General features: G+C 33.2%; 24 protein-coding genes and 1 pseudogene. 4 read left to right on the top strand and 21 right to left on the bottom strand.

What is annotated here, in order from left to right; translation table 11 throughout:
• Positions 1-64: 64 nt before the first annotated feature.
• The 18 genes and pseudogenes from CUL_RS0100475 to CUL_RS0100390 all read right to left on the bottom strand — a co-directional run bounded on the left by CUL_RS0100475 (position 65) and on the right by CUL_RS0100390 (position 14,606).
• Positions 65-622, bottom strand: coding sequence for a 2-oxoacid:ferredoxin oxidoreductase subunit gamma family protein (locus CUL_RS0100475; RefSeq protein WP_005583268.1), 558 nt, complete (start codon positions 620-622; stop codon positions 65-67).
• On the bottom strand, positions 623-1,369 hold the full coding sequence (locus CUL_RS0100470; protein ID WP_025640204.1) for a thiamine pyrophosphate-dependent enzyme: 747 nt from the start codon (positions 1,367-1,369) through the stop codon (positions 623-625).
• A complete protein-coding gene (locus CUL_RS0100465; RefSeq protein ID WP_025640203.1) occupies positions 1,369-2,430 on the bottom strand; it encodes a 3-methyl-2-oxobutanoate dehydrogenase subunit VorB in 1,062 nt (353 codons plus the stop codon). The genes CUL_RS0100470 and CUL_RS0100465 overlap by 1 nt, the downstream gene beginning before the upstream one ends.
• 20 nt (positions 2,431-2,450) lie before the next feature.
• Positions 2,451-2,678 (bottom strand): 4Fe-4S binding protein, encoded by a 228-nt coding sequence (locus tag CUL_RS0100460; RefSeq protein WP_005583263.1) that lies wholly within the window; start codon positions 2,676-2,678, stop codon positions 2,451-2,453.
• Between the two features lie 26 nt (positions 2,679-2,704).
• Entirely contained in the window at positions 2,705-3,379 is a 675-nt protein-coding gene (locus tag CUL_RS0100455; protein ID WP_005583262.1) for a nucleotide-binding protein, read from the bottom strand.
• Positions 3,380-3,394: 15 nt separating this feature from the next.
• Positions 3,395-4,471: a butyrate kinase gene (gene buk, locus CUL_RS0100450; protein WP_005583261.1), complete on the bottom strand. Its 1,077-nt coding sequence runs from the start codon at positions 4,469-4,471 to the stop codon at positions 3,395-3,397.
• 13 nt (positions 4,472-4,484) lie between these two features.
• Complete coding sequence (locus tag CUL_RS0100445; RefSeq protein ID WP_005583260.1) at positions 4,485-5,387, bottom strand: phosphate butyryltransferase; 903 nt, start codon at positions 5,385-5,387, stop codon at positions 4,485-4,487.
• Positions 5,387-6,472 (bottom strand): butyrate kinase, encoded by a 1,086-nt coding sequence (gene buk / locus CUL_RS0100440; RefSeq protein ID WP_025640201.1) that lies wholly within the window; start codon positions 6,470-6,472, stop codon positions 5,387-5,389. Before buk (CUL_RS0100440) ends, CUL_RS0100445 begins: the two co-directional genes overlap by 1 nt.
• 10 nt (positions 6,473-6,482) lie before the next feature.
• A complete protein-coding gene (locus tag CUL_RS0100435) occupies positions 6,483-7,700 on the bottom strand; it encodes a CdaR family protein (RefSeq protein ID WP_005583259.1) in 1,218 nt (405 codons plus the stop codon).
• Positions 7,678-8,514: a diadenylate cyclase CdaA gene (gene cdaA, locus CUL_RS0100430; protein ID WP_005583258.1), complete on the bottom strand. Its 837-nt coding sequence runs from the start codon at positions 8,512-8,514 to the stop codon at positions 7,678-7,680. The genes CUL_RS0100435 and cdaA overlap by 23 nt, the downstream gene beginning before the upstream one ends.
• 111 nt (positions 8,515-8,625) lie before the next feature.
• On the bottom strand, positions 8,626-9,831 hold the full coding sequence (locus CUL_RS0100425) for a CapA family protein (protein ID WP_025640200.1): 1,206 nt from the start codon (positions 9,829-9,831) through the stop codon (positions 8,626-8,628).
• Between the two features lie 64 nt (positions 9,832-9,895).
• On the bottom strand, positions 9,896-10,600 hold the full coding sequence (locus CUL_RS0100420) for a PrsW family intramembrane metalloprotease (protein ID WP_005583256.1): 705 nt from the start codon (positions 10,598-10,600) through the stop codon (positions 9,896-9,898).
• A gap of 133 nt (positions 10,601-10,733) precedes the next feature.
• A pseudogene (ptsP, locus tag CUL_RS16365) lies at positions 10,734-12,440 on the bottom strand (phosphoenolpyruvate--protein phosphotransferase).
• 12 nt (positions 12,441-12,452) lie between these two features.
• A complete protein-coding gene (locus tag CUL_RS0100410; RefSeq protein ID WP_005583254.1) occupies positions 12,453-12,716 on the bottom strand; it encodes an HPr family phosphocarrier protein in 264 nt (87 codons plus the stop codon).
• A 162-nt stretch (positions 12,717-12,878) separates the two neighbouring features.
• Complete coding sequence (locus CUL_RS0100405; protein WP_005583253.1) at positions 12,879-13,424, bottom strand: rubrerythrin family protein; 546 nt, start codon at positions 13,422-13,424, stop codon at positions 12,879-12,881.
• A gap of 153 nt (positions 13,425-13,577) precedes the next feature.
• Positions 13,578-14,150 (bottom strand): manganese catalase family protein, encoded by a 573-nt coding sequence (locus CUL_RS0100400; protein ID WP_005583251.1) that lies wholly within the window; start codon positions 14,148-14,150, stop codon positions 13,578-13,580.
• 11 nt (positions 14,151-14,161) lie between these two features.
• Entirely contained in the window at positions 14,162-14,422 is a 261-nt protein-coding gene (locus tag CUL_RS0100395; protein ID WP_005583250.1) for a spore coat protein CotJB, read from the bottom strand.
• The gene (locus CUL_RS0100390; protein WP_025640199.1) at positions 14,415-14,606 is read right to left on the bottom strand and encodes a spore coat associated protein CotJA; all 192 of its coding nucleotides are present in this window, start codon (positions 14,604-14,606) and stop codon (positions 14,415-14,417) included. The genes CUL_RS0100395 and CUL_RS0100390 overlap by 8 nt, the downstream gene beginning before the upstream one ends.
• A 400-nt stretch (positions 14,607-15,006) precedes the next feature.
• Here CUL_RS0100390 and CUL_RS0100385 point away from each other — a divergent pair, with 400 nt between their 5' ends.
• Positions 15,007-15,234 (top strand): alpha/beta-type small acid-soluble spore protein, encoded by a 228-nt coding sequence (locus CUL_RS0100385; RefSeq protein ID WP_005583247.1) that lies wholly within the window; start codon positions 15,007-15,009, stop codon positions 15,232-15,234.
• Between the two features lie 48 nt (positions 15,235-15,282).
• On the opposite strand, the gene CUL_RS0100380 is transcribed toward CUL_RS0100385, so the two are convergent.
• The 3 genes from CUL_RS0100380 to CUL_RS0100370 all read right to left on the bottom strand — a co-directional run bounded on the left by CUL_RS0100380 (position 15,283) and on the right by CUL_RS0100370 (position 17,105).
• Positions 15,283-15,774, bottom strand: a complete 492-nt coding sequence (locus tag CUL_RS0100380; protein ID WP_005583246.1) for a ferritin — start codon at positions 15,772-15,774, stop codon at positions 15,283-15,285.
• Positions 15,775-15,864: 90 nt separating this feature from the next.
• Positions 15,865-16,590 (bottom strand): L,D-transpeptidase family protein, encoded by a 726-nt coding sequence (locus tag CUL_RS0100375; RefSeq protein ID WP_005583245.1) that lies wholly within the window; start codon positions 16,588-16,590, stop codon positions 15,865-15,867.
• A gap of 230 nt (positions 16,591-16,820) precedes the next feature.
• The gene (locus tag CUL_RS0100370; RefSeq protein WP_005583244.1) at positions 16,821-17,105 is read right to left on the bottom strand and encodes a hypothetical protein; all 285 of its coding nucleotides are present in this window, start codon (positions 17,103-17,105) and stop codon (positions 16,821-16,823) included.
• A 414-nt stretch (positions 17,106-17,519) separates the two neighbouring features.
• On the opposite strand from CUL_RS0100370, the gene CUL_RS0100365 reads away from it, so the two are divergent.
• The 3 genes from CUL_RS0100365 to CUL_RS16355 form a co-directional block, all read left to right on the top strand.
• The gene (locus CUL_RS0100365; protein ID WP_005583243.1) at positions 17,520-18,203 is read left to right on the top strand and encodes a Crp/Fnr family transcriptional regulator; all 684 of its coding nucleotides are present in this window, start codon (positions 17,520-17,522) and stop codon (positions 18,201-18,203) included.
• A gap of 82 nt (positions 18,204-18,285) precedes the next feature.
• Positions 18,286-19,665, top strand: coding sequence for an NAD(P)/FAD-dependent oxidoreductase (locus CUL_RS0100360; RefSeq protein WP_005583241.1), 1,380 nt, complete (start codon positions 18,286-18,288; stop codon positions 19,663-19,665).
• Positions 19,666-19,763: 98 nt separating this feature from the next.
• Positions 19,764-20,213 (top strand): IS256 family transposase (locus tag CUL_RS16355; protein ID WP_025640197.1); only part of this gene is annotated, 450 nt, incomplete at its 3' end.

Below are 20,213 nucleotides of genomic sequence, written 5' to 3'. Positions count from 1 at the left end.
ATTTTTTTCCATAATGTATAATATAAACTAAAACCGATTCTTCCTAGGAAGAATCGGTTTTAGTTTATACCATTGCCTTTACTTGTCTTCTTGCAGTTTCCGCTCCCCTTTCTAGGGCATCTTTGTTTATAGGAATTAAATGGGCTCGATTTTCTCCAAATACCTTCGTAAAACCTTCAAGTATGGATTCTAAATCCACTATTTTTGTAACTTCCAAATAAGCCCCTAACATGACCATATTTGCAACTCTCATATTGCCTAATTCATCTGCTATTTCGTTGGCAGGAATATAATACACTTCTATATCTTCTCTTCCCGATTTTTGTTCTATTAGAGATGAATTAATAAACAATCTGCCTTCTGGATTTACTGTAGATTCAAATTTATCTAAGGACGGTTTATTCATAACTATAGCTGTTGTCGAATTGACTACCACTGGTGAACCTACTGGCTCACTAGATACAATTACACTACAATTTGCAGTACCTCCACGCATTTCTGGTCCATAGGAGGGTAGCCACGACACATGTTTCCCTTCTATCATTCCAGCATAGGTTAAAAGTTGACCTATTGCCATTACTCCTTGTCCGCCAAATCCTGCAATAGTTATTCTTTCTTCCATTTACTCCACCTCCTCTGGTTTTCTAAAATTTCCTAGAGGATAATAAGGAATCATATTGTCTTCTAACCATCTTAAAGCTTCTTCTGGTGTTAACCCCCAATTTGTAGGACAAGTAGATAATACCTCCACTATTCCAAAGCCTTTTCCTTCTATTTGAACTTTGAAACATTCCTTTATAGCCTTTTTAGCTTTTCTTACATGGCCTGGTGTAGTTACAGTTACTCTTTCAACAAACTTAGCTCCATCTATAGTTGCTAAAAGTTCTGACATTTTAATTGGCTTACCAGAATGAGCTTCACTTCTTCCTAAAGGTGCAGTTGTAGCTTTTTGCCCTATTAGAGTAGTAGGCGCCATTTGTCCTCCTGTCATTCCATAGATTGCATTATTTACAAATATGGTGGATATCTTTTCTCCTCTATGAGCTGCATGAACTATTTCTGCCGTTCCAATAGAAGCTAGGTCTCCATCACCTTGATAGGTAAATACAAAATTCTCTGGTCTAACTCTCTTTATCCCTGTAGCTACAGCTGGTGCTCTACCATGAGCTGCTTCATGCATATCACAATTAAAATATTTATAAGCAAGGACTGAGCAGCCTACTGGTGCTACACCAATGGCATTGTCTAGCACCCCTAATTCTTCTAACACTTCTCCTACTAATCTATGAATAATACCATGGGTACAGCCAGGACAATAGTGGGTAGAAACATCTGTTAGTCCTCTAGTCTTTTGAAATACTACTGCCATTATTTTTCACCTCCATAGACTTCTTTAACCTTTTCAATAATCTCGTTAGGTGTTGGAACCATACCACCAGTTCTACCATAGAAATATACTGAATATTTCCCTTTAACGGCTATTTTTACGTCATCTATCATTTGACCCGTATTCATTTCTACTGTTAATATACCTTTACAATTAGGATTTATTTTATCGAATTCACTATATGGATAAGGCCATAAGGTAATAGGTCTAATGAGTCCTACTTTATATCCTTCCTTTTCTAATTGGGATATAGCCGTTCTTGCAATTCTAGATGTGGTTCCATAAGCTGCTATAACTACATCTGCGTCTTCTATATTATAAGATTCAACTTTTACTTCATTTTCTTTTATCGTTTTATATTTAGCTTGAAGTTTAACATTATGCTCTTCTAATTCCTCTGGAGCTAAATATAAAGAGTTTATTATATTTGGCTTCCTATTTCCTCCAGTACCAGTAGTTGCCCAATCCTTTTCAGGTAATTCTCTTTGCTTTGGCTCTTTAAATTCCACCGGCTCCATCATCTGTCCTATCATTCCATCGCCTAAGATCATTACTGGATTTCTATATTGGTCTGCTATATCGAATCCTTCAATTATCAAATCCACTAATTCTTGGACATTAGCTGGTGCTAATACTACGAGCCTATAATCTCCATTTCCTCCACCTCTTGTTGCCTGAAAATAATCGGTTTGTGAAGGTTGTATACTTCCAAGGCCTGGTCCACCCCTCATTATATTGACTATTAGACAAGGTAATTCTGCTCCTGCAATATAGGATATACCTTCCTGTTTTAATGATATACCTGGACTAGATGAGGAAGTCATAACTCTAACTCCTGCTCCTGCCGCACCATATACCATATTGATTGCTGCTATTTCAGATTCTGCTTGTAGGAAAATCCCACCTATCTTTGGTAGTTCTCTAGCCATATATTCAGGTAATTCACTTTGTGGTGTAATGGGGTATCCAAAAAAATACTTACAACCTGCTTTTATAGCAGCAGCCCCTATAGCTTCGTTTCCCTTCATGAGAACTTTAGCCATCAATAACCCTCCTTAAAATTTTATTTATTTAACCTTTCCACAGTTATTACTAAATCTGGACACATAGTTGCACAGTTAGCACAAGCAATACATTTGTCCATCTCAACTATACCAGCTGGATGATAACCCTTTGCATTAATTCTGTCATTATCTAAGGATATGATTTTTACAGGACATACTGAAACACATAAACCACATCCTTTGCAAAGGTCTTCTTGGAATGTTACTTTTCCTTTCACTTTGGCCATAATAACCCTCCTTATGTTTCATATTGTTAGACCATCCACTCTTCCCTCATATATAAAGTCATCGGGAAAATTTCACCTTTTAAATTCTTTGGTAATTCTTTTGCAACCTTTTCTATAGCAGATATATATTTAATTGGAATATTGGTTTTTCGGGATACCTTTTCAGCTAATTCCTGCCCCTTTAATACATCTTCCACAGTAGTACTCTTTAGCATATGAGTATTATTTACTATACCCGTTACTTTAGCTCTAGCTGTATCTTCAATCTTTCTCAAATATTCTATGGATTTTTCTACTGTTTGAGTTTCAGGTCTATTGGCGTTTAATACAAAAAACATATCATATTCACCCTGGACAAAATATTTATTGTACATGCCTAGGGTTCTTGCCCCAGCAGGGTCACCCCCTACATCAATAATTGCTTCATAAGAAGCATCTTGCATAGGAGCTAGTATTTCAGCAGAAATAGCTGGTATATCTACAGCTGCTCCTTTTATTGAACTTCCAATAACTTTTATCCCAAGTTTCTCTAACAGATCAGTTTTTTCTCTACTTCTAAAATAGAGGTTAACCACATCTAAATCTGCAATAGCAACCTTTTTATCCTGTTTTACCAATTTTATCGCATAGTTAATACTAAATTCCGTCTTTCCACTACCATAATGGCCAATGATAAACCTTAATCTCTTATCCTTTAGCATATTTTCACCTAAATTCTAAATATATTCTTTAGCTTTTTCTTCTCCTTTTAAAACCCTTAATCCTCCTTCTGCTAATGCTGTCAATTCATCCTCTCCAGGATAAATATATACATCGGAAATAAACTTAACCCTTTCTTCTATCCATCCTGTAAACATCTTATCATGAGCTATACCACCAGTAATTAATATACCATCTACCTTGCCCTTCAAAGCCACTGCACAGCTACCTATTTCCTTAGCAACTTGATAAGCCATGGCATAATAGATTAGCCTAGCATATTCATCCCCTGAATTTATTCTTTCGCATACTTCTAATGCATTATTGGTATTTAAGTATGAAACCATTCCACCTTTTCCTTTTATCATATTTTTCATTTCTTCATAACTGTATTTCCCAGAATAACAGAGTTTAATTAAATCTCCAACGGGTAATCCTCCTGATCTCTCTGGTGAAAAAGGCCCATCACCATCCAATGCATTATTAACATCTATTACTTTTCCTTTCTGATGAGCACCTACCGAAATACCTCCTCCTAAATGAGCAACTATCAAGTTCATATCCTCATATTTTAAGTCCTTCGTCCTTGCATGTCTTCTTGCCACTGCCTTCTGATTTAATGGGTGGAATATACTTATTCTCTCTATCTCTCTTAATCCTGAAATTCTAGCTACGTCTGTTAATTCATCAACGACAACGGGGTCCACGATAAAAGCTTTAGCATTTGCTGTTTGACTAATTTCATAGGCTATAATACCACCAAGATTTGAAGCATGCTCTCCTAGCACTCCATTTTTTAAATCTTCTAGCATCTTTTCATTTACTTCATAGGTTCCACCTTCAATAGGTTTAAGTAATCCGCCCCGCCCAACAATGCCTGATAGAGAATCAATGGGAATCTGATTTTTTTCTAAAGTCTCCAAAATAATTTTTTTCCTAAACCCATATTGATCAAATATTTTTTCATATTTTGATAATTCTTCAACGGAATGTCTCAAAGTTTCTTCAAATATCATATTTTCGTCATCAAAAACTGCAATTTTTGTAGATGTTGAACCTGGATTAATTACAAGTAATCTATGCTTTACTGCCATTTACTAGCCTCCTCTATTTTGATGTTAATAATACTCCTAATACAATAGAATGTAGTTTCGCTTCCTGGTTGTCTGCCCTTGAAGTCAACACAATGGGAGCCTTTGCTCCTAATATTATTCCTGCACTTTTAGAACCAGCTAAAAAAGTTAATGATTTGTATAGAACATTACCTGCTTCAATATCTGGCATTAGCAATATATCTGCATCTCCGGCCACGTCGGATTGTATTCCTTTGTGTTCAGCGGCTTCTTTTGAGATAGCATTGTCCAAAGCAAAAGGCCCTTCAACTATGCAGCCTTTAATTTGGTTTTCCTTATTCATATCAGCCAATTCCTTTGCATGGACGGTGGCCTCCATCTTTGTGGAAACCTTTTCCTTTGCAGCGATTACTGCTACTTTAGGAATGTCAATTCCCAAGGAATGGGCCAATTCTACGGAATTTTCTATTATTTCCTTCTTTTGATTTAGATCTGGACTGATGTTCATGGCTGCATCCGTTACAAAAAATATCTTATGGTAAGTCTTGACATCAAATACAGCTACATGGCTAATTATCTTTCCGCATCTAAGGCCTATTTCCTTATCCAGTACATGTTTCATAATAATAGAAGTATCTATTAATCCCTTCATCAATACATCTGCCTTTTTACTACTTACCAATTCAGTAGCTTTTCTTGCTGCTAATGTTCCATCTTTTTCGTCAATTATCTCAACTTTAGATAAATCTAAGCCTATTTCTTTACCTATTTCCTCTATTTTTAGCTTGTCTCCTACTAAAATTGGTTGAACTATATTTAAATCTACTGCAGCTTTAACAGCTTCTAGTACCTGTATGTCCTCAGCTACTGCAACGGATAGTTTCTTTTTCCCTCTTTCTTGGGCTAAAGTTATTAAATCTGCAAAGGATTTTATCATTAAACCATCACCTCATCTTCATATATTTTTGGCTTTACCTCATTGCTTATGACCCTTAACACTCCTTTATTTAAAGCACCCATTTCATCTTCACCGGGATATACTATGATGTGGGCTATGAAGGATACCATTTCTTTTAAACCCTCTGCTAAATATTCGGAGTAGGCCAACCCTCCAGTTAATATTATATTGTCTACTTTACCTTTTAAGACTGTAGCCACTGCCCCTATTTCCTTTCCTATCTGATAAATCATTGCATCATATATTAGCTTTGCATACTCATCTCCCAAGATGATCCTATTTTCCACTTCTCTAGCATCTACAGTACCTAGATAGGACATAAGGCCACCTTTTCCCTTTATTTTTTTCTTCATATCCTCAAAACTGTATTCTCCAGAATAACACATTTTTACTAAATCTCCTACTGGTAAACTTCCAGTCCTCTCTGGTGAAAAGGGTCCCATCTCACTAGCATTGTTTACATCCATCATACACCCGCCTTGTACGGGGGCTATAGATATGCCCCCTCCCAAATGGGCTACTATAAAATTTAAATCCTTTAGATCTCTTTTTAGTTCCTCAGCTCTCCTACGGGCTACAGCCTTAATATTTAAAGCATGTATTAAAGATTTTCTTTCTATTAAATTTAAACCTGAAATTCTTGCTACTTCTTCAAATTCATCTACTGACACCGGGTCCACTATATAAGAACTAATATTTTCTTCATCCCCAATGCCTCTAGCTAAAACACCCCCTAAATTAGCTGCATGCTCTCCGCCCACACCTAATTTCAAGTCTTCCACCATCCTGTCTGTAACTAAATAGGTACCTCCTGGAATAGGTCTTAATAATCCGCCTCTACCTACTACTGCCTTTAAGCTCTTTCTATGGATATTTTTCTTTTCCAACCAGGCGTGAATTAAGTTTAATCTGTACTCATATTGGTCTGAAACCTTAGTGTATTTTTCTAATTCATCTCTACTATGCTCTATTTTATGTGATTCTACTTCGACTTCTCCATGATAGATAGCTACCTTGGTTGAGGTTGAACCAGGATTTATTACCAAAACATATTTCCTATCCATAACTACCTCCCTATTCCTTTGTTGTTAGTGTAATATTAAAGCTTTCGGGTAAAATATTTATTACCTCCATTCCTTCCTCTGCAATGACCTCTATGTTCACTCTATGGCTTCCTTCTCCCAAATCCTTTAAATCTAATTGCAGGCCTATATCTTCTTTTGACAATTGGTCTACTCTAGAGCTACTACCTTTTACGGTAATTGTAAAGGGTTTGTTCAGCTCATCTTCATCTATAACGAGTTCCGTATCCAAGTTTAAAATTTCTACATCTTTCAAAGTATAATCAAAAGTTCTAGTTCCACTTTCATCAATATTCAATGTTATGGTAACCCTTTTATTTGGATCCACTAGGCTAACACCTTCAGGTAATTCCAGCTCTATCGGTACATTCCAATTTCCTATTAAGGAATTTATATCTACAGGCTTAGTACTGATAGAATTTACTCCTACTAAATCTTCTTTCTTCCCTTTTATTTCAATAGTACTAGGATTAATCTTTATATCGACTATTTCATAATTATCTGGTAGTTGGTTTTCCGTTTGCAACTCTACTGGTACACTTTTCCTTTGATATACGGGGATGAATATATCCACTACATTTTGTTCCTTTGAAATACCCATTACATCATTCCCTTCATCATCTACAACCCTAATTGGAACTGTTGCTTTAATATCTTCAGTTTTGTCTGTAACATCTACAAAAGCTACAACTTTTGCAACAGAATTAATCCAAGTCCTTGGTCCTTCTATATATACGGATTGAGGTTTTATCTCCGGAGTTCCTAATATATATCCCTTAGGTAAATTACCCTGGGTTTCAACAGCTACCGGACTGTCTTTACGAAGGATTTTATCAAACCTAAATAGTATTTCTTTAGGACTATAATCTTCTATTCTTACATCACTTGGTACTTGGACATAAACGGGCACTTTCTTATTTCCTTCTGAATAACCGTTTAAATCTACCTGAGCTATTATATCTTTTTCAGATACCTGTAATACATCTGACCTTCTACCCGAAATAGATACTTTTATATTCACATTTTTTGGCTCCATAACTACTAATCTTTGTCTTTCTAGAGCTGATTCATTTATAAAATCCACATTTATATTCCTAAATTCTTTTGTAAAGGGTGGATTTACTTCACTCATAACATAGCTCCACAAAATGATAGCTATAATTAGAGCAAAGATTTTTAATGTTAGATCATTTCCCTTCTCTTTGCTCATATTTTCGCCTCCATTTTGTAATAAATGTTGGTTTCGGATCCTTAGGCTTATACATATCAACCAATATTTGCCTTAAGGTTTTTGTATCTAAATATCTAGCTAAACTGCCACTTTCTGCAATGGAAATGGCCCCTGTTTCTTCGGACACTACTATGGACAGACTATCGGATTTTTCAGAAATACCAAGGGCTGCCCTATGTCTAGTACCTAAATCTTTACTAAGGGATGTATTCTCCGTTAATGGCAGGAAACATCCAGCAGCCTTTACCATATCTTCTTTTATAATTACGGCGCCGTCATGGAGGGGAGTATTAGGGATGAATATATTTATAAGAAGATCACTAGAAACTTTACCATCTATTTTTGTTCCTGTCTCTACTACTTCGCTTAAACCTGTAGCCCTTTCCATAACTATAAGCGCTCCAATTTTCTGTCTAGAAAGGGAGGCTACAGCTTCTACAATCTCATCTACTACTTCGCTTAAACTTTCGCCCTTTATTTCTATAAATGATTTGGTAAAAAAGTTACTTCTGCCTATATACTCCAGAGCTCTTCTCAGTTCCGGTTGAAAAACTATAATAAGAGCTAAAATTCCTACAGTCATAGCCTTTTCCAAAATCCAATATACGGTATAAAGTTCTATCCACTCGCTCAGCTTTGTAAACAGAAATAGGGCTAGGATACCTTTAGTAAGCTGTTCAGCCCTAGTTTCTCTAATCAACAAAAATAGTTTGTAAAAGGCTAGAGCCACTATTAAAATATCTATAATATCTCTTACTCTTAGGTTTAAAAATAATTCTTTTAAAGATTGCAAGAGTTACCACACCTTTATCATGATTTCTTTTCATTATTATTATATAACAAATAAATAGTAATTTGAACTAAATAAACAGCAATTTAAAATATTAGTGTATTCAGAATTTAGTCAATTTTTAATCATTTTGTCTAAAGTATCATTATAAGATTCTTCTATTCTTTCTTTTTCTTTATCGTCTATTTTAGAATATAATTCTTTATACTCCAGAAAATCTCCAATAGGAAGTATTTCATATTTTAATCCATTATCCGTATATCTTCTAACCCAAGTTGGTATATAGGTAATATCAATAATATTCGTTTCGCCTTTAGAAAAATTTTTTTCCAATTGTATTTTAACCATTATACCATCCTCTGTATATTTATTATCCATATTCTCTTTTCGTTGATTAGAGAGAAAGTTTCCCATAGAGTATATTATAAAATTATCTTTTCCCCTGTAATTGATAATCTCTGATTTTTGCACCACATGGGGATGGCTACCTAGTATTATATTGGCACCCCATTCTACCATTTTATTTCCTAGTTCTAGCTGATATTCAGAAGGTTCTTTTTGATATTCATTTCCCCAATGAATAAACACTACTACTACATCTGCCTCTAAATCCTTTGCCCTATCTATATCCCCTCTAATCCTGTTTTCATCTATTCTATTTACCATATAGGATAATTCTTCTTCTGATAATGTGTAATCCAGTCCATTGAAACCATAAGAGTAGGATAAAAATGCAATTTTAATTTCATTTATTTCCTCTATCAATATGCCATTATTAGGTCCTTCATAGGTACCAATATTTTTCATACCTTCCTTTTCTATTACCCTTATAGTATTTAGTAATCCTTCTTTACCTTGGTCAAGGGCATGGTTATTAGCTGTACTAAGTATATCAAACCCCGCATACTTTACAGCTTTTAAAGTTTCTTCCGGAGAATTAAACCTGGGAAAACCGGAGAAACCCATTTCATTGCCAACCGTAACCGTTTCAAAATTTGCAATGGATAAGTCGGCAGAATCAATATGCTTTTTTACATATTTAAAGACATCCCTAAAATCATAGGTTTTACTATTGGAATCATAGGCTGCTCTTATTTGGGGCATATGAAACATTATATCGCCAGCTGCCAATAGGGTTGTAGTGGTCTTTTTCTCTTCTTCTATAGGTATAGGTTCTTCTAAGGGGGCCGAAGGCTCTATTTCTTCTTTTAGGCTTGTCCTATCATTTACAGTTATTGGATTGGATAAAAATCGATTGGCAATAAAAAAAGATGAAAGGCCTAACATTAATAATAATATTATAATACGAATCCTTTTCATAAATATCCTCATTTCACAAGTTATATTATCATTTTATAATTTATGAAAAGAATTTTCAACCTGGTTATTCTTCCCTTTCAATGTCTATAATTCTACTTCTAGAATCATAGATGAATTTGCTCAACTTTCGTTGGTTTATCCACCATATATAGATAACATAGGGGACAAATAATATACTAAGTTGAGGAATTCCAGACATTAATATGAAATTAAAGGTTCCATGAAGGAGCATAGGCATGTAAAGGGATCTTCTCATATTTTTTTTAGCTCTTCTATTATCTGTATCGAATCTTGCTAGAGATAGATAATAGCCCATAGTTATCCCAAAAACGGCATGAGCGGGAACGGAAAAAATACCTCTATATAATCCTACATGGGGATTGTTAGCGTATCTATATACTACATATACTATATTTTCCACAGTAGCAAAACCCATGGCAGAAAATACTCCATAGACTATGCCGTCTAATTTTTCATTAAAATATTTTGTCTTATATGGAACTTTCAATATAACTAGCCTTTTAAAATATTCCTCTGTAAATCCAGCTACAATAAAAGCTGTATAAAAAGCCTCTAATACCCCAGTGAAAATGTTAAAACTCAATAATAACTCTTCAACGATCAATATAGGTATTACTGCCAAAGCACCTAATAAATAGGTCAATATCAATAACTTTGCCGGTTCCCTATCATGTCTATCACTTAGATATATGCCAAATATTATAGCTATTGCTGGTGTTATAGCTATAACAAATAATCTAATATTCAAAATATCGCCTCCAATAATATAGTTAATTATATTATTGGTAAAGAACTAAATTTTAATCCTAAAATCGGAAAAAAAGAAAAGTTTCTAATAATAAAACCTATGTTCGCATAAATGCAAACATAGGTTTTAAAATCTAACTTATTATATTTTCATCTATAAATTTCTCCACATCTTCTGCTGTAGGTAAGCTCAATATTTCATCTAACATTGGCTCTATTTCCTTTTTAGATATATTATTGATTATATATCTTGCTTTCAATATAGAAGATGGGTTCATGCTAAATTCATCTAATCCCATGGCTAATAGTAGGGGGATTAATTTTTCATCTCATGCTGCCTCTCCACACATGCCAACCCATATACCTGCCTTATGACCGTTTTCTATAGTCATTTTTATTAGTTTTAGTACAGCTGGATGATATTGATTATATAAATAGGATATGTCTTGATTGCCTCTATCTACTGCTAATGTATATTGGATTAAATCATTAGTTCCAATACTGAAAAAATCAACTTCCTTTGCGAATATATCGGAGTGGACTGCTACTGATGGTATTTCTACCATTATACCTACTTCGATATCTTCATTAAAGGGAATATTTTCCTTCCTCAGTTCTTCTTTTACTTCTTCTAAAATCTTTTTCGCATCCCTTATTTCCTTTATACTGGATATCATAGGAAACATGATTTTTATATTCCCAAAGGCTGAAGCTCTTAATAATGCTCTTAATTGAGTTTCAAATATATCCACCCTATCTAAGCATAGTCTAATAGCTCTATAGCCTAAAAATGGATTCATTTCCTCTGGAAGGTTTAGATAAGGAATATCTTTGTCGCCACCAACGTCTAAAGTCCTAATTATAACTGGTTTTCCTTCTAGCCGTTCTGCTACTATTTTGTAGGATTCGAATTGTTCTTCTTCTGTAGGCAGTTTGTCACTATCCATGTAAAGGAATTCCGTTCTATATAATCCTACACCTTCACCATCGTTTTCTATAATCTTATCTACATCCTTAGGGGTGCCAATATTGGCAGCTATTTCAACTTTTATCCCATCTTTGGATATACTTTCTTTACCCTTCATTTCCCTTGTCTTCATTTTAAATGCTTCATATTCTTTTTTCTTCTTTTCATATTTTTTTATTTCTTCTTCAGAAGGGTTTAGTAATATTAATCCTTCTCCTCCATCTATTATCATGAAATCCCCATTTTTTGCTATTTGAGTTATATCCTTTACACCTGCTATTGCTGGTATTTCCAAAGTTCTAGCCATAATCGATGTATGAGAGGTTTTACCACCTAGTTCAGTTACTATACCTATAGCTTTTTCTTTATTCATTTGGGCTGTATCGGAAGGTATTAAATCTTCTGCTACTATAATTGACTCTTCTTTTATAGACCTTAAATCTGTCCCTTCTACTCCAGACAATATCCTTAATAACCTTTTAGATACATCCTTTAAATCTAAAGCTCTTTCTTTTAAATATTCATCTTCAATATTGCTAAATAACGATATATAATGGTCTGCTACTTCTTTAACTGCCCATTCCACATTTACCCTTTCTTCTTTTATTTTAGCTCTTATACCATCATTAAATTCTGGGTCTTCTATCATCATCTTATGGGCATTGAATATTCCAGCTTCCTTTTCTCCTACTGTTCTTAAAGTTTCCTCATATAATTCGTGAATCTCCTTAACACCTTGTCCAATAGCCTTATCTAGCCTTTCTAATTCTAGGTCTATATCTTCTACTTCTTTTTTTTCTATTATGATTTCTGGTTCTTTATATACTAATACTTTGCCTAAGGCAATTCCCGATGAGGTTCCTATGGCTTTCATTTGAAATGCCTCCTATTCATTAAAATTGTCATTGACTAATTTTACCAAAGATTTTACTGCTTCTTCAGCGTCACTACCTTCGGCCTGTATTAAAATAGTATCACCTTTTCCTGCTCCCATGCTTAATATACCCATGATGCTCTTTGCGTTATATTCTTTACCGTCTTTTTTTACAGTTATTTCGGATGTAAATCTAGCAGCCTCCTTTACAAATAAACTTGCTGGCCTAGCATGAAGACCTGTCTCATTTTTCAATGTAACTTCTTCTTTATACATAATTTATTCCTCCTTATTAAACCTTTTAATAAATAAAATAATATATTTATATTAAACATACTTAGTATGCTTATAATCATTTCCAATTATTTAAATATATTGTAAAACTTTGTCTTGATGAAAAGGTTTGCATAAAAAAGTAAGGTGCCACCTGGCACCTTACTAATATTCTTTAAATAATTCTTTTTTTGCATTACATAGTGGGCAATTATCTTCTTCACCAGTTAAACTGATGAACCCACATACTGGACATAATAATACGGTCTCTGCTTCTAAATCTCTGCCTTGATCTACGGCTTCTTTTGCTTTAGTAAATAATTCAGCATGAACTTTTTCTGCCTCAATTGCATATCTCATGGCCGAAATAGCTGCTTTTTCATTTTGCATTTCAGCAACAGCTATGTAAGCTGGATACATCTGTTCGACTTCAAACAGTTCTCCATCGATGGCTCCCTGAAGGTTTTCCGATGTGGAACCATAGCCAAATCCTCCACCTGAGGTTACAGAAAAGGAACCTTTTTCATCTTTTAAAGCTTTAAAATGCAAAGTAGCATGTACTTCTTCAGCATCGGAAGTTGCCATAAATAGCCTAGCTACTGTTGGGAAACCATCCTTTTCAGCTTTGTCACCCCAGATTCTGTATCTCATATGTGCTTGACTTTCTCCGCCATAAGCTGATCTTAAATTATCTGCTGTCATTGCATTCATATGTATTCCCCCTTTACAATATATTATGTATCAATAATATATATACCATATTATATCCTTTTTAAACTGATAAGTCTAGGGTAAGTCTTGAAATTTTTTTAATACTTTCTAGAATTAATCTAAACCTAAAGACAGAGAGGAACCTCTCTGTCTTTAATAAAACTTCTTTCTATTTAATTCATCTTGTACTATCATAAGAGCTTCTCCAAATCTTTGGAAATGGACTATTTCTCTTTCCCTTAAAAATCTTAAAGTGTCTGTTACTCCTGGATCATCGCTTATATTTATTAACCACTCATAGGTTGCCCTTGCCTTTTCTTCTGCTGCCATATCCTCATGAAGGTCTGCAACAGGGTCAGCCTTTGAGTTTATAAATGTAGCAGTCCAAGGAGATCCTGCAGCATTATGAGGAAAAGGGCTTTTACCATGATTTACATAATGGGCTTCAAAAGGGGTACCTTTAATTTGTTCTACTGTAGCATCTTTTACTAACCTCCAAACTAAAGTTCCTATTATCTCCCAATGTGCTAATTCTTCTGTGCCTATGTCCGTTAATAAGCCTTTAGCTTGATTGGTAGGCATAGTCCATCTCTGGGTTAAGTATCTAATCCCTGCTGATAATTCGCCATCGGCACCACCAAATTGTTCTATTATCATAGCTGCTAGGGTAGGATTAGTAGTGTCTACTCTAACAGGATATTGTAATTTTTTTTCATATATCCACATAATCTTCCCCCCTAAATCATATCAAAATTAATTTCCCAAGGCCAAGGTTCGTTAATATAAGACCAAGGGCAACCACTCATCCCAGTATATGTTAATAAGCCATATTTAGCTTCATATAAAGATTTTAATTCACTATATTTATGAGAATAGCTGTTATGAAGCCTTAAGGCCCTCTCATCATTTGGATGGGTGTCTAGATAAAGGTTTGTCTCTACTAGTACAAAACTCACTTCCATTATTTCTTTTAATAATCTTTTTTGTTCCTTATCCATAAAGCCTACCTCCATTTAAATTCATTCTTTCTTTTTTGTATGGCATATACAGCTCTGGAAATATTGTTCCTTTTTTTAGCGCTTCACTTGGACTAAATACTTGATTCATTATCTGGAAAGGTATATAGGCTCTAGCTAATTGTTTTTCCTTTCCTCTTTCATAATAATCTCCATTCACTTTCATACCTCCTATTAAATATATTTTTTGTTTAATACCATAGTACGTTTCATATACCTAATTGTTACAAATAAAAAAAGGCTTCTATGGAAGTATTATTAAGAAAGACTTTTTTTGAAACTCATTTACTAAAGGTTCTTTTAATTAATATTTTACAAGTGAGAACTTTCCTATTCGTAATAAAAATTGGAGAATTTTATACCAATCAATATCCTTATATATTTCAATTTAAAAATAAAAATTACAAATATAAATTTTATAAAATTTCTTTTTATGGATAAATTAGATATTCAATCCATAGATACATAAATTTACATGGTTTATCTTTTCTCTTTCTACACATAATACTAATACAAATTCATATTAAATATACAAAAATTAATTACCTACGAAGGGAGTGAATAGAATGGCAACTAATAACACTGGATCAAATAGGATTCTAGTACCTGAAGCACGACAAGCATTAGATCAAATGAAATTAGAAATTGCTTCTGAACTTGGTATGTCAAACTACAATTCAATAGATAAAGGTAATCTACCATCTAGGCAAAATGGATATGTTGGTGGATATATGACAAAAAGATTAGTTCATATGGCACAACAAAGTATGGGTGGAGGAACTACTACTAGATAAATTACAAAAGACAGGTCTTAGACCTGTCTTTTGACTTCATAGGTTTTATCATAAAGTTCTTTGCCCTAATTCCTTGTCCAGCATATAGATTCCAGCAAAATTTCCATCTATACGTTTTAATTTAGTTAAAATTGTCTCCATACTATTTTCTTCTTCTAATTGTTCATCAACAAACCATTGTAAAAAACTTACAGTTGGATAGCTATTCTCTTCATTAGCTAAATCTAATAATTTGTTAATCTTGCTTGTTACCAATTTTTCATGGGATAAGGCTACTTCAAAAACTTCTACTAAGGAACTATAGTCATTTTTTGGTTCTTCCATTGCTAATGTAGTAACCCTTCCACCCATGTCATTAATAAAATCAAAGAATTTCATAGCATGAGTATATTCTTCCTGAGCTTGAACTATGAAAAAATTCGCAAAGCCATTGTAATCTTCGCCGGTACAATAGGCTGCCATAGCCATATAATAGTACCCAGATAAAAGCTCAAAGTTGAATTGGTCGTTTAGTTCTTTTAATAATTTTTCAGATGCCATTTTCTAACCTCCTACAGTCAACAAATATTTAATTTTTAACCTTATGTATTATATATATCCAAAGTTTGTAATATTAATCACAATAAACTATTAATCCATAAGAATTATACCAAGTTTTTCATAGATCTGATGCCCTATTATGTCGGTTAATGGAAGATCATTGTTCTTTAAATATTGTATTAAAGAATATTTCATCCCTTCGCCATATATTCCGTCTAGGGCTCCTGTGTAATATCCTTTCATCTTTAGTCTTTTCTGCACTTCCATTACATCTGCACCTCTATCCCCTGGTCTTAAATTTCTAAAACCATGAGAAAAAGGTCCATAATCTCCATTTATTATAGCTACAATCGTATTATAATCTACAATGCTATAAAGTTCTTCTACATCCTTATTTCTCATCCTTATACAGCCTGCTGAAGCATTGAAACCTATGGAACCAGGCTTGTTAGTCCCATGTATTCCATATTTTCCCCAAGGTACATCTAATCCCATCCACCTTGAGCCAAAACCACCACCCCATCTAGCCTTCTCAATTATTTTAAAAGTTCCTAAGGGTGTAGGCGTGCCAGGTTTCCCAGTGGCAACTACATAGTTTTTTATTATTTTATTTGAGGACAAGTCTATAATTGAAAGTTGTTTTTTATCTACCTCAATTAATATAGACAGGTTATTCTTATCTATTTTTGAATAGGTATCCTTGTTCGGATAATTAATATCTCTTTTAGTTAAAAAAAGATGAATATAATTCCCTATTATTATTACTACCAATACTAAAATGAACAGTAGAAGAATAGTTTTTAATCTCTTACTCATCTTCTCATCCCCCCTATTTACTATTTATATGCTGATATAAAATAATTAAAACTTTATGAATTATTTTATATCAAAAATAAAAAAGGCTCCCTTTAAAGTTTTTTAGATTAAGGAAGCCTTTTTGATACCTATAAGGTCTAGCTCATATTAGGGGAGATTTTTAGTCTTCCATGGATTATGTACATATATGTAACCTCATAAGATTATAAAAAGGGAGCTTTCTAATTTTTCTATCCTTCTGGATTATAGGGTTGATATATTTCATATATGGCAAAATTTTCCTTGCTTAATAATTTTACCACAGCAGGTATTTGTTGGATACTAATATTTAGTTCGATCCCATTATACTTTAACACCATATCATCAGGTTCTACTATATTGGATTGGCGAATTACATCTATTAACCTATTTTCAGTATCAGGTACATTCATACCCCCAATCATAAAAAAAATCTTTTGTTTTTCATCAGAATAGTCTTGTGGGTCTAACCTATTAATCAATAGTATTTTATTCATATTCAAGCTCCTTGCATAATATTTTAGGCATATGCCTTTATAGCCAAGTATATACTCAATATGATAATTAATAATTACTTCTATTTGATTTATCTACCATGATTTACTATTTTGCTTACGTCATTACTAATCACTCCAGCCTGATCCATTCTTCAAATACCTCCACAGGTGAATTTAATATAATGAAAGTCACCTGCGGAGATGATAAATTAATCGAAATAAAATTATCTATAAAAGTCATTTATAAGTCTATTTACCCATTTTTAATAAAATATTCACTTTTTTAATAAATTTATTATATTTTTTTCAATTACTGGCCTAGTTATTGATTACTTAAATAGAATCTGTTGCTAGAAATTGTTCAATATATTAAAATGGATAATATATAGGATCTGATAGTTATGGAGGATATAGATGATGATAAATTATTTAGAACAATTATCAAAATGTGTTTTATTTAAAAATGTAAAGGAAAAAGAACTTATCCGTATATTAGAAAAAACACCTCATCAAATTATAGAATACGACAAAGATGAAGTAATAGCTATAGAGGGTGATGATTGTCATAGCCTTGGTGTTATTTTAAAAGGAAAAGTGGAAATTCAAAAAATATTTCCCTCTGGGCAAATTACCACCATTAATAATTTTAAAGAGGGAAATATATTTGGGGAATCCCTTGTGTTTTCAGATAGGCATACTTACCCTGCCACTATAACCGCTATTGAACCTTCTAAAATAATGTATATAGAGAAAACTGAAATAATAAATCTTTCAATATTAAATTCTAAAATACTAATTAATTTCGTTTCAGTTTTATCCGATAGAATATTGATGCTTAACGAAAGAATATCCAATTTATCTCAAGATAGTCTTAGGAAAAAAATCTCAAACTTCTTATTATCCGAATATAAAAAACAGAATAATATTATTTTAACCTTCCCCTATACAAGAAAAAAGATGGCTGAACTATTAAATATTCCAAGACCTTCTCTATCTCGAGAACTAATCAGAATGAGAAATGAAGGGATAATCAATTTTGATAGAAACACAATAAAGATATTAAAAATGAATTTATTAGAAGATTCTTTACTTGAATAAACAACGTAAATTCGGTAGCTTTTTTATTAAAAATAGTGTATCATATACAATGGTTGAAAATTAAGCCTTAAGGAGGGTAATAATGGATTATGATGTTATAATAGTTGGGGCTGGTCCATGCGGCATATTTACAGCATTGGAACTCAAAAAATTAAATCCTAACAAGAAAATTTTAATCCTAGAAAAAGGCAACTCTATGGATAAACGAATTTGTCCTAAGCGCAAAACAGGAATATGCGTTAATTGTAAACCTTGTAATATTACTACAGGTTTTGCAGGAGCAGGTGCCTATTCAGATGGTAAATTGTCCCTATCCCCAGATGTAGGAGGAAATCTACCTAAATATTTAGGATATGAAGAGACTCAAAAGCTAATAAATTATGTAGATAAGATATACCTGGATTTTGGCGCAGATGAAAAAATTTATGGTATTGATAATAAGGATGGAATTCAAGAAATAAGGAAAAAAGCTATTAGGAGCAATTTAAAATTGGTGGAATGTCCTATAAGGCATATGGGAACAGAAGAGGGTTATGCTATTTATAATAGAATAGAGAAATATTTAATGGAAATTGGTATAGATTTAAGTTTTAAAAACCCAGTAAAGGATATTATACTTGATAAAAATAGAAACATTAAAGGGATTATAGCAGATAGAGAATATTATTCCAATAAAATAGTTATATCCGTTGGTAGAGAAGGTTCAGATTGGCTAAGAAATCTTTGCATTAAACATGATATTGCTACTGAAACAGGAGATGTAGATATAGGTGTAAGGGTGGAAACTAGGAATGAAATAATGGAAGAGATAAATGAAGCCATGTATGAAAGCAAACTCATATATTACGCACCAACTTTTGATGATAAGGTAAGAACATTTTGTTCCAATCCTGCTGGAGAGGTTTCTACCGAATATTATGATGGAAATTTAGCCGTAGTCAATGGTCATAGCTATAAATCAGATGAGTTGAAAACTGATAATACTAACTTTGCCTTACTAGTAACAAAGCATTTTACTAAACCTTTCAATTCTCCAATAGAATATGGTATGCATATTGCCAAACTAGGTAATATGCTTTCTGGTAACAAAGTGTTAGTCCAAAGATATGGAGATTATAAACGAGGTAGAAGGACCACGGAAGAAAGGCTATATAGAAATAATATAATCCCTACCCTTAAAGATGCAGTGCCAGGAGATTTAAGCCTTGTACTGCCCTATAGGATTATGAAGAGTATTGATGATATGTTAATAGCTTTAGATAATGTATCTCCCGGTTTAGCTAGTGATGAAACCTTACTTTACGGTGTAGAAGTAAAGTTCTATTCCAATAGGGTAATAACCAATAAAGAATTTAAAACCAATATTCCTGGTCTATACGTTGGTGGAGATGGAGCTGGGATTACAAGAGGATTAATGCAGGCTAGTGTAAATGGGATTGTATTAGGGAGGATATTAAGCTAATTTTCAGGTAGTGTAAAATAATTTGTGCTTTTAGGAAATAAAATTCTCTTTTCTGGCAAGAATCTAAATAAGACCAAAACTAGAAAGGAGAATTTTTTATGGCAACTTTACCAAAGGAAGTTTTAAGAAATATGATAGTAGATGGAGATTTAAAAACAGTAAATGATCTCCACACATATCTTAAAGAAATGTTTAAAGATGCACTACAAGAGATGTTAGAGGCAGAATTAGAGGTAGAATTAGGATATGTAAAAGGAGATAAAAAGAACAAAAATACAGATAATCGTAGAAATGGTACTACGAAAAAGACTGTAAGCACTCGTTTTGGAGAAATTGAGTTAGATATACCAAGAGATAGAAATGGCGAATTTGAACCAGTAGTAGTTCCAAAACATACAAGGGATATATCAGGTATAGAAGAACAAATAATATCCCTTTATGCAAGAGGAATGTCAACTAGGGATATTCATGACCAGGTAAAGGATCTCTATGGAATTGAAGTATCAGCAGATATGGTTAGCAAAATAACAGATAAAATTATTCCACAA

It is taken from the genome of [Clostridium] ultunense DSM 10521, from assembly GCF_000511955.1.
GTDB classification, from domain to species: Bacteria; Bacillota; Clostridia; order Tissierellales; family Tepidimicrobiaceae; genus Schnuerera; species Schnuerera ultunensis.
Note: the sequence above shows the minus strand (reverse complement) of the source record. Positions and strands in the feature narration are given on the sequence as shown.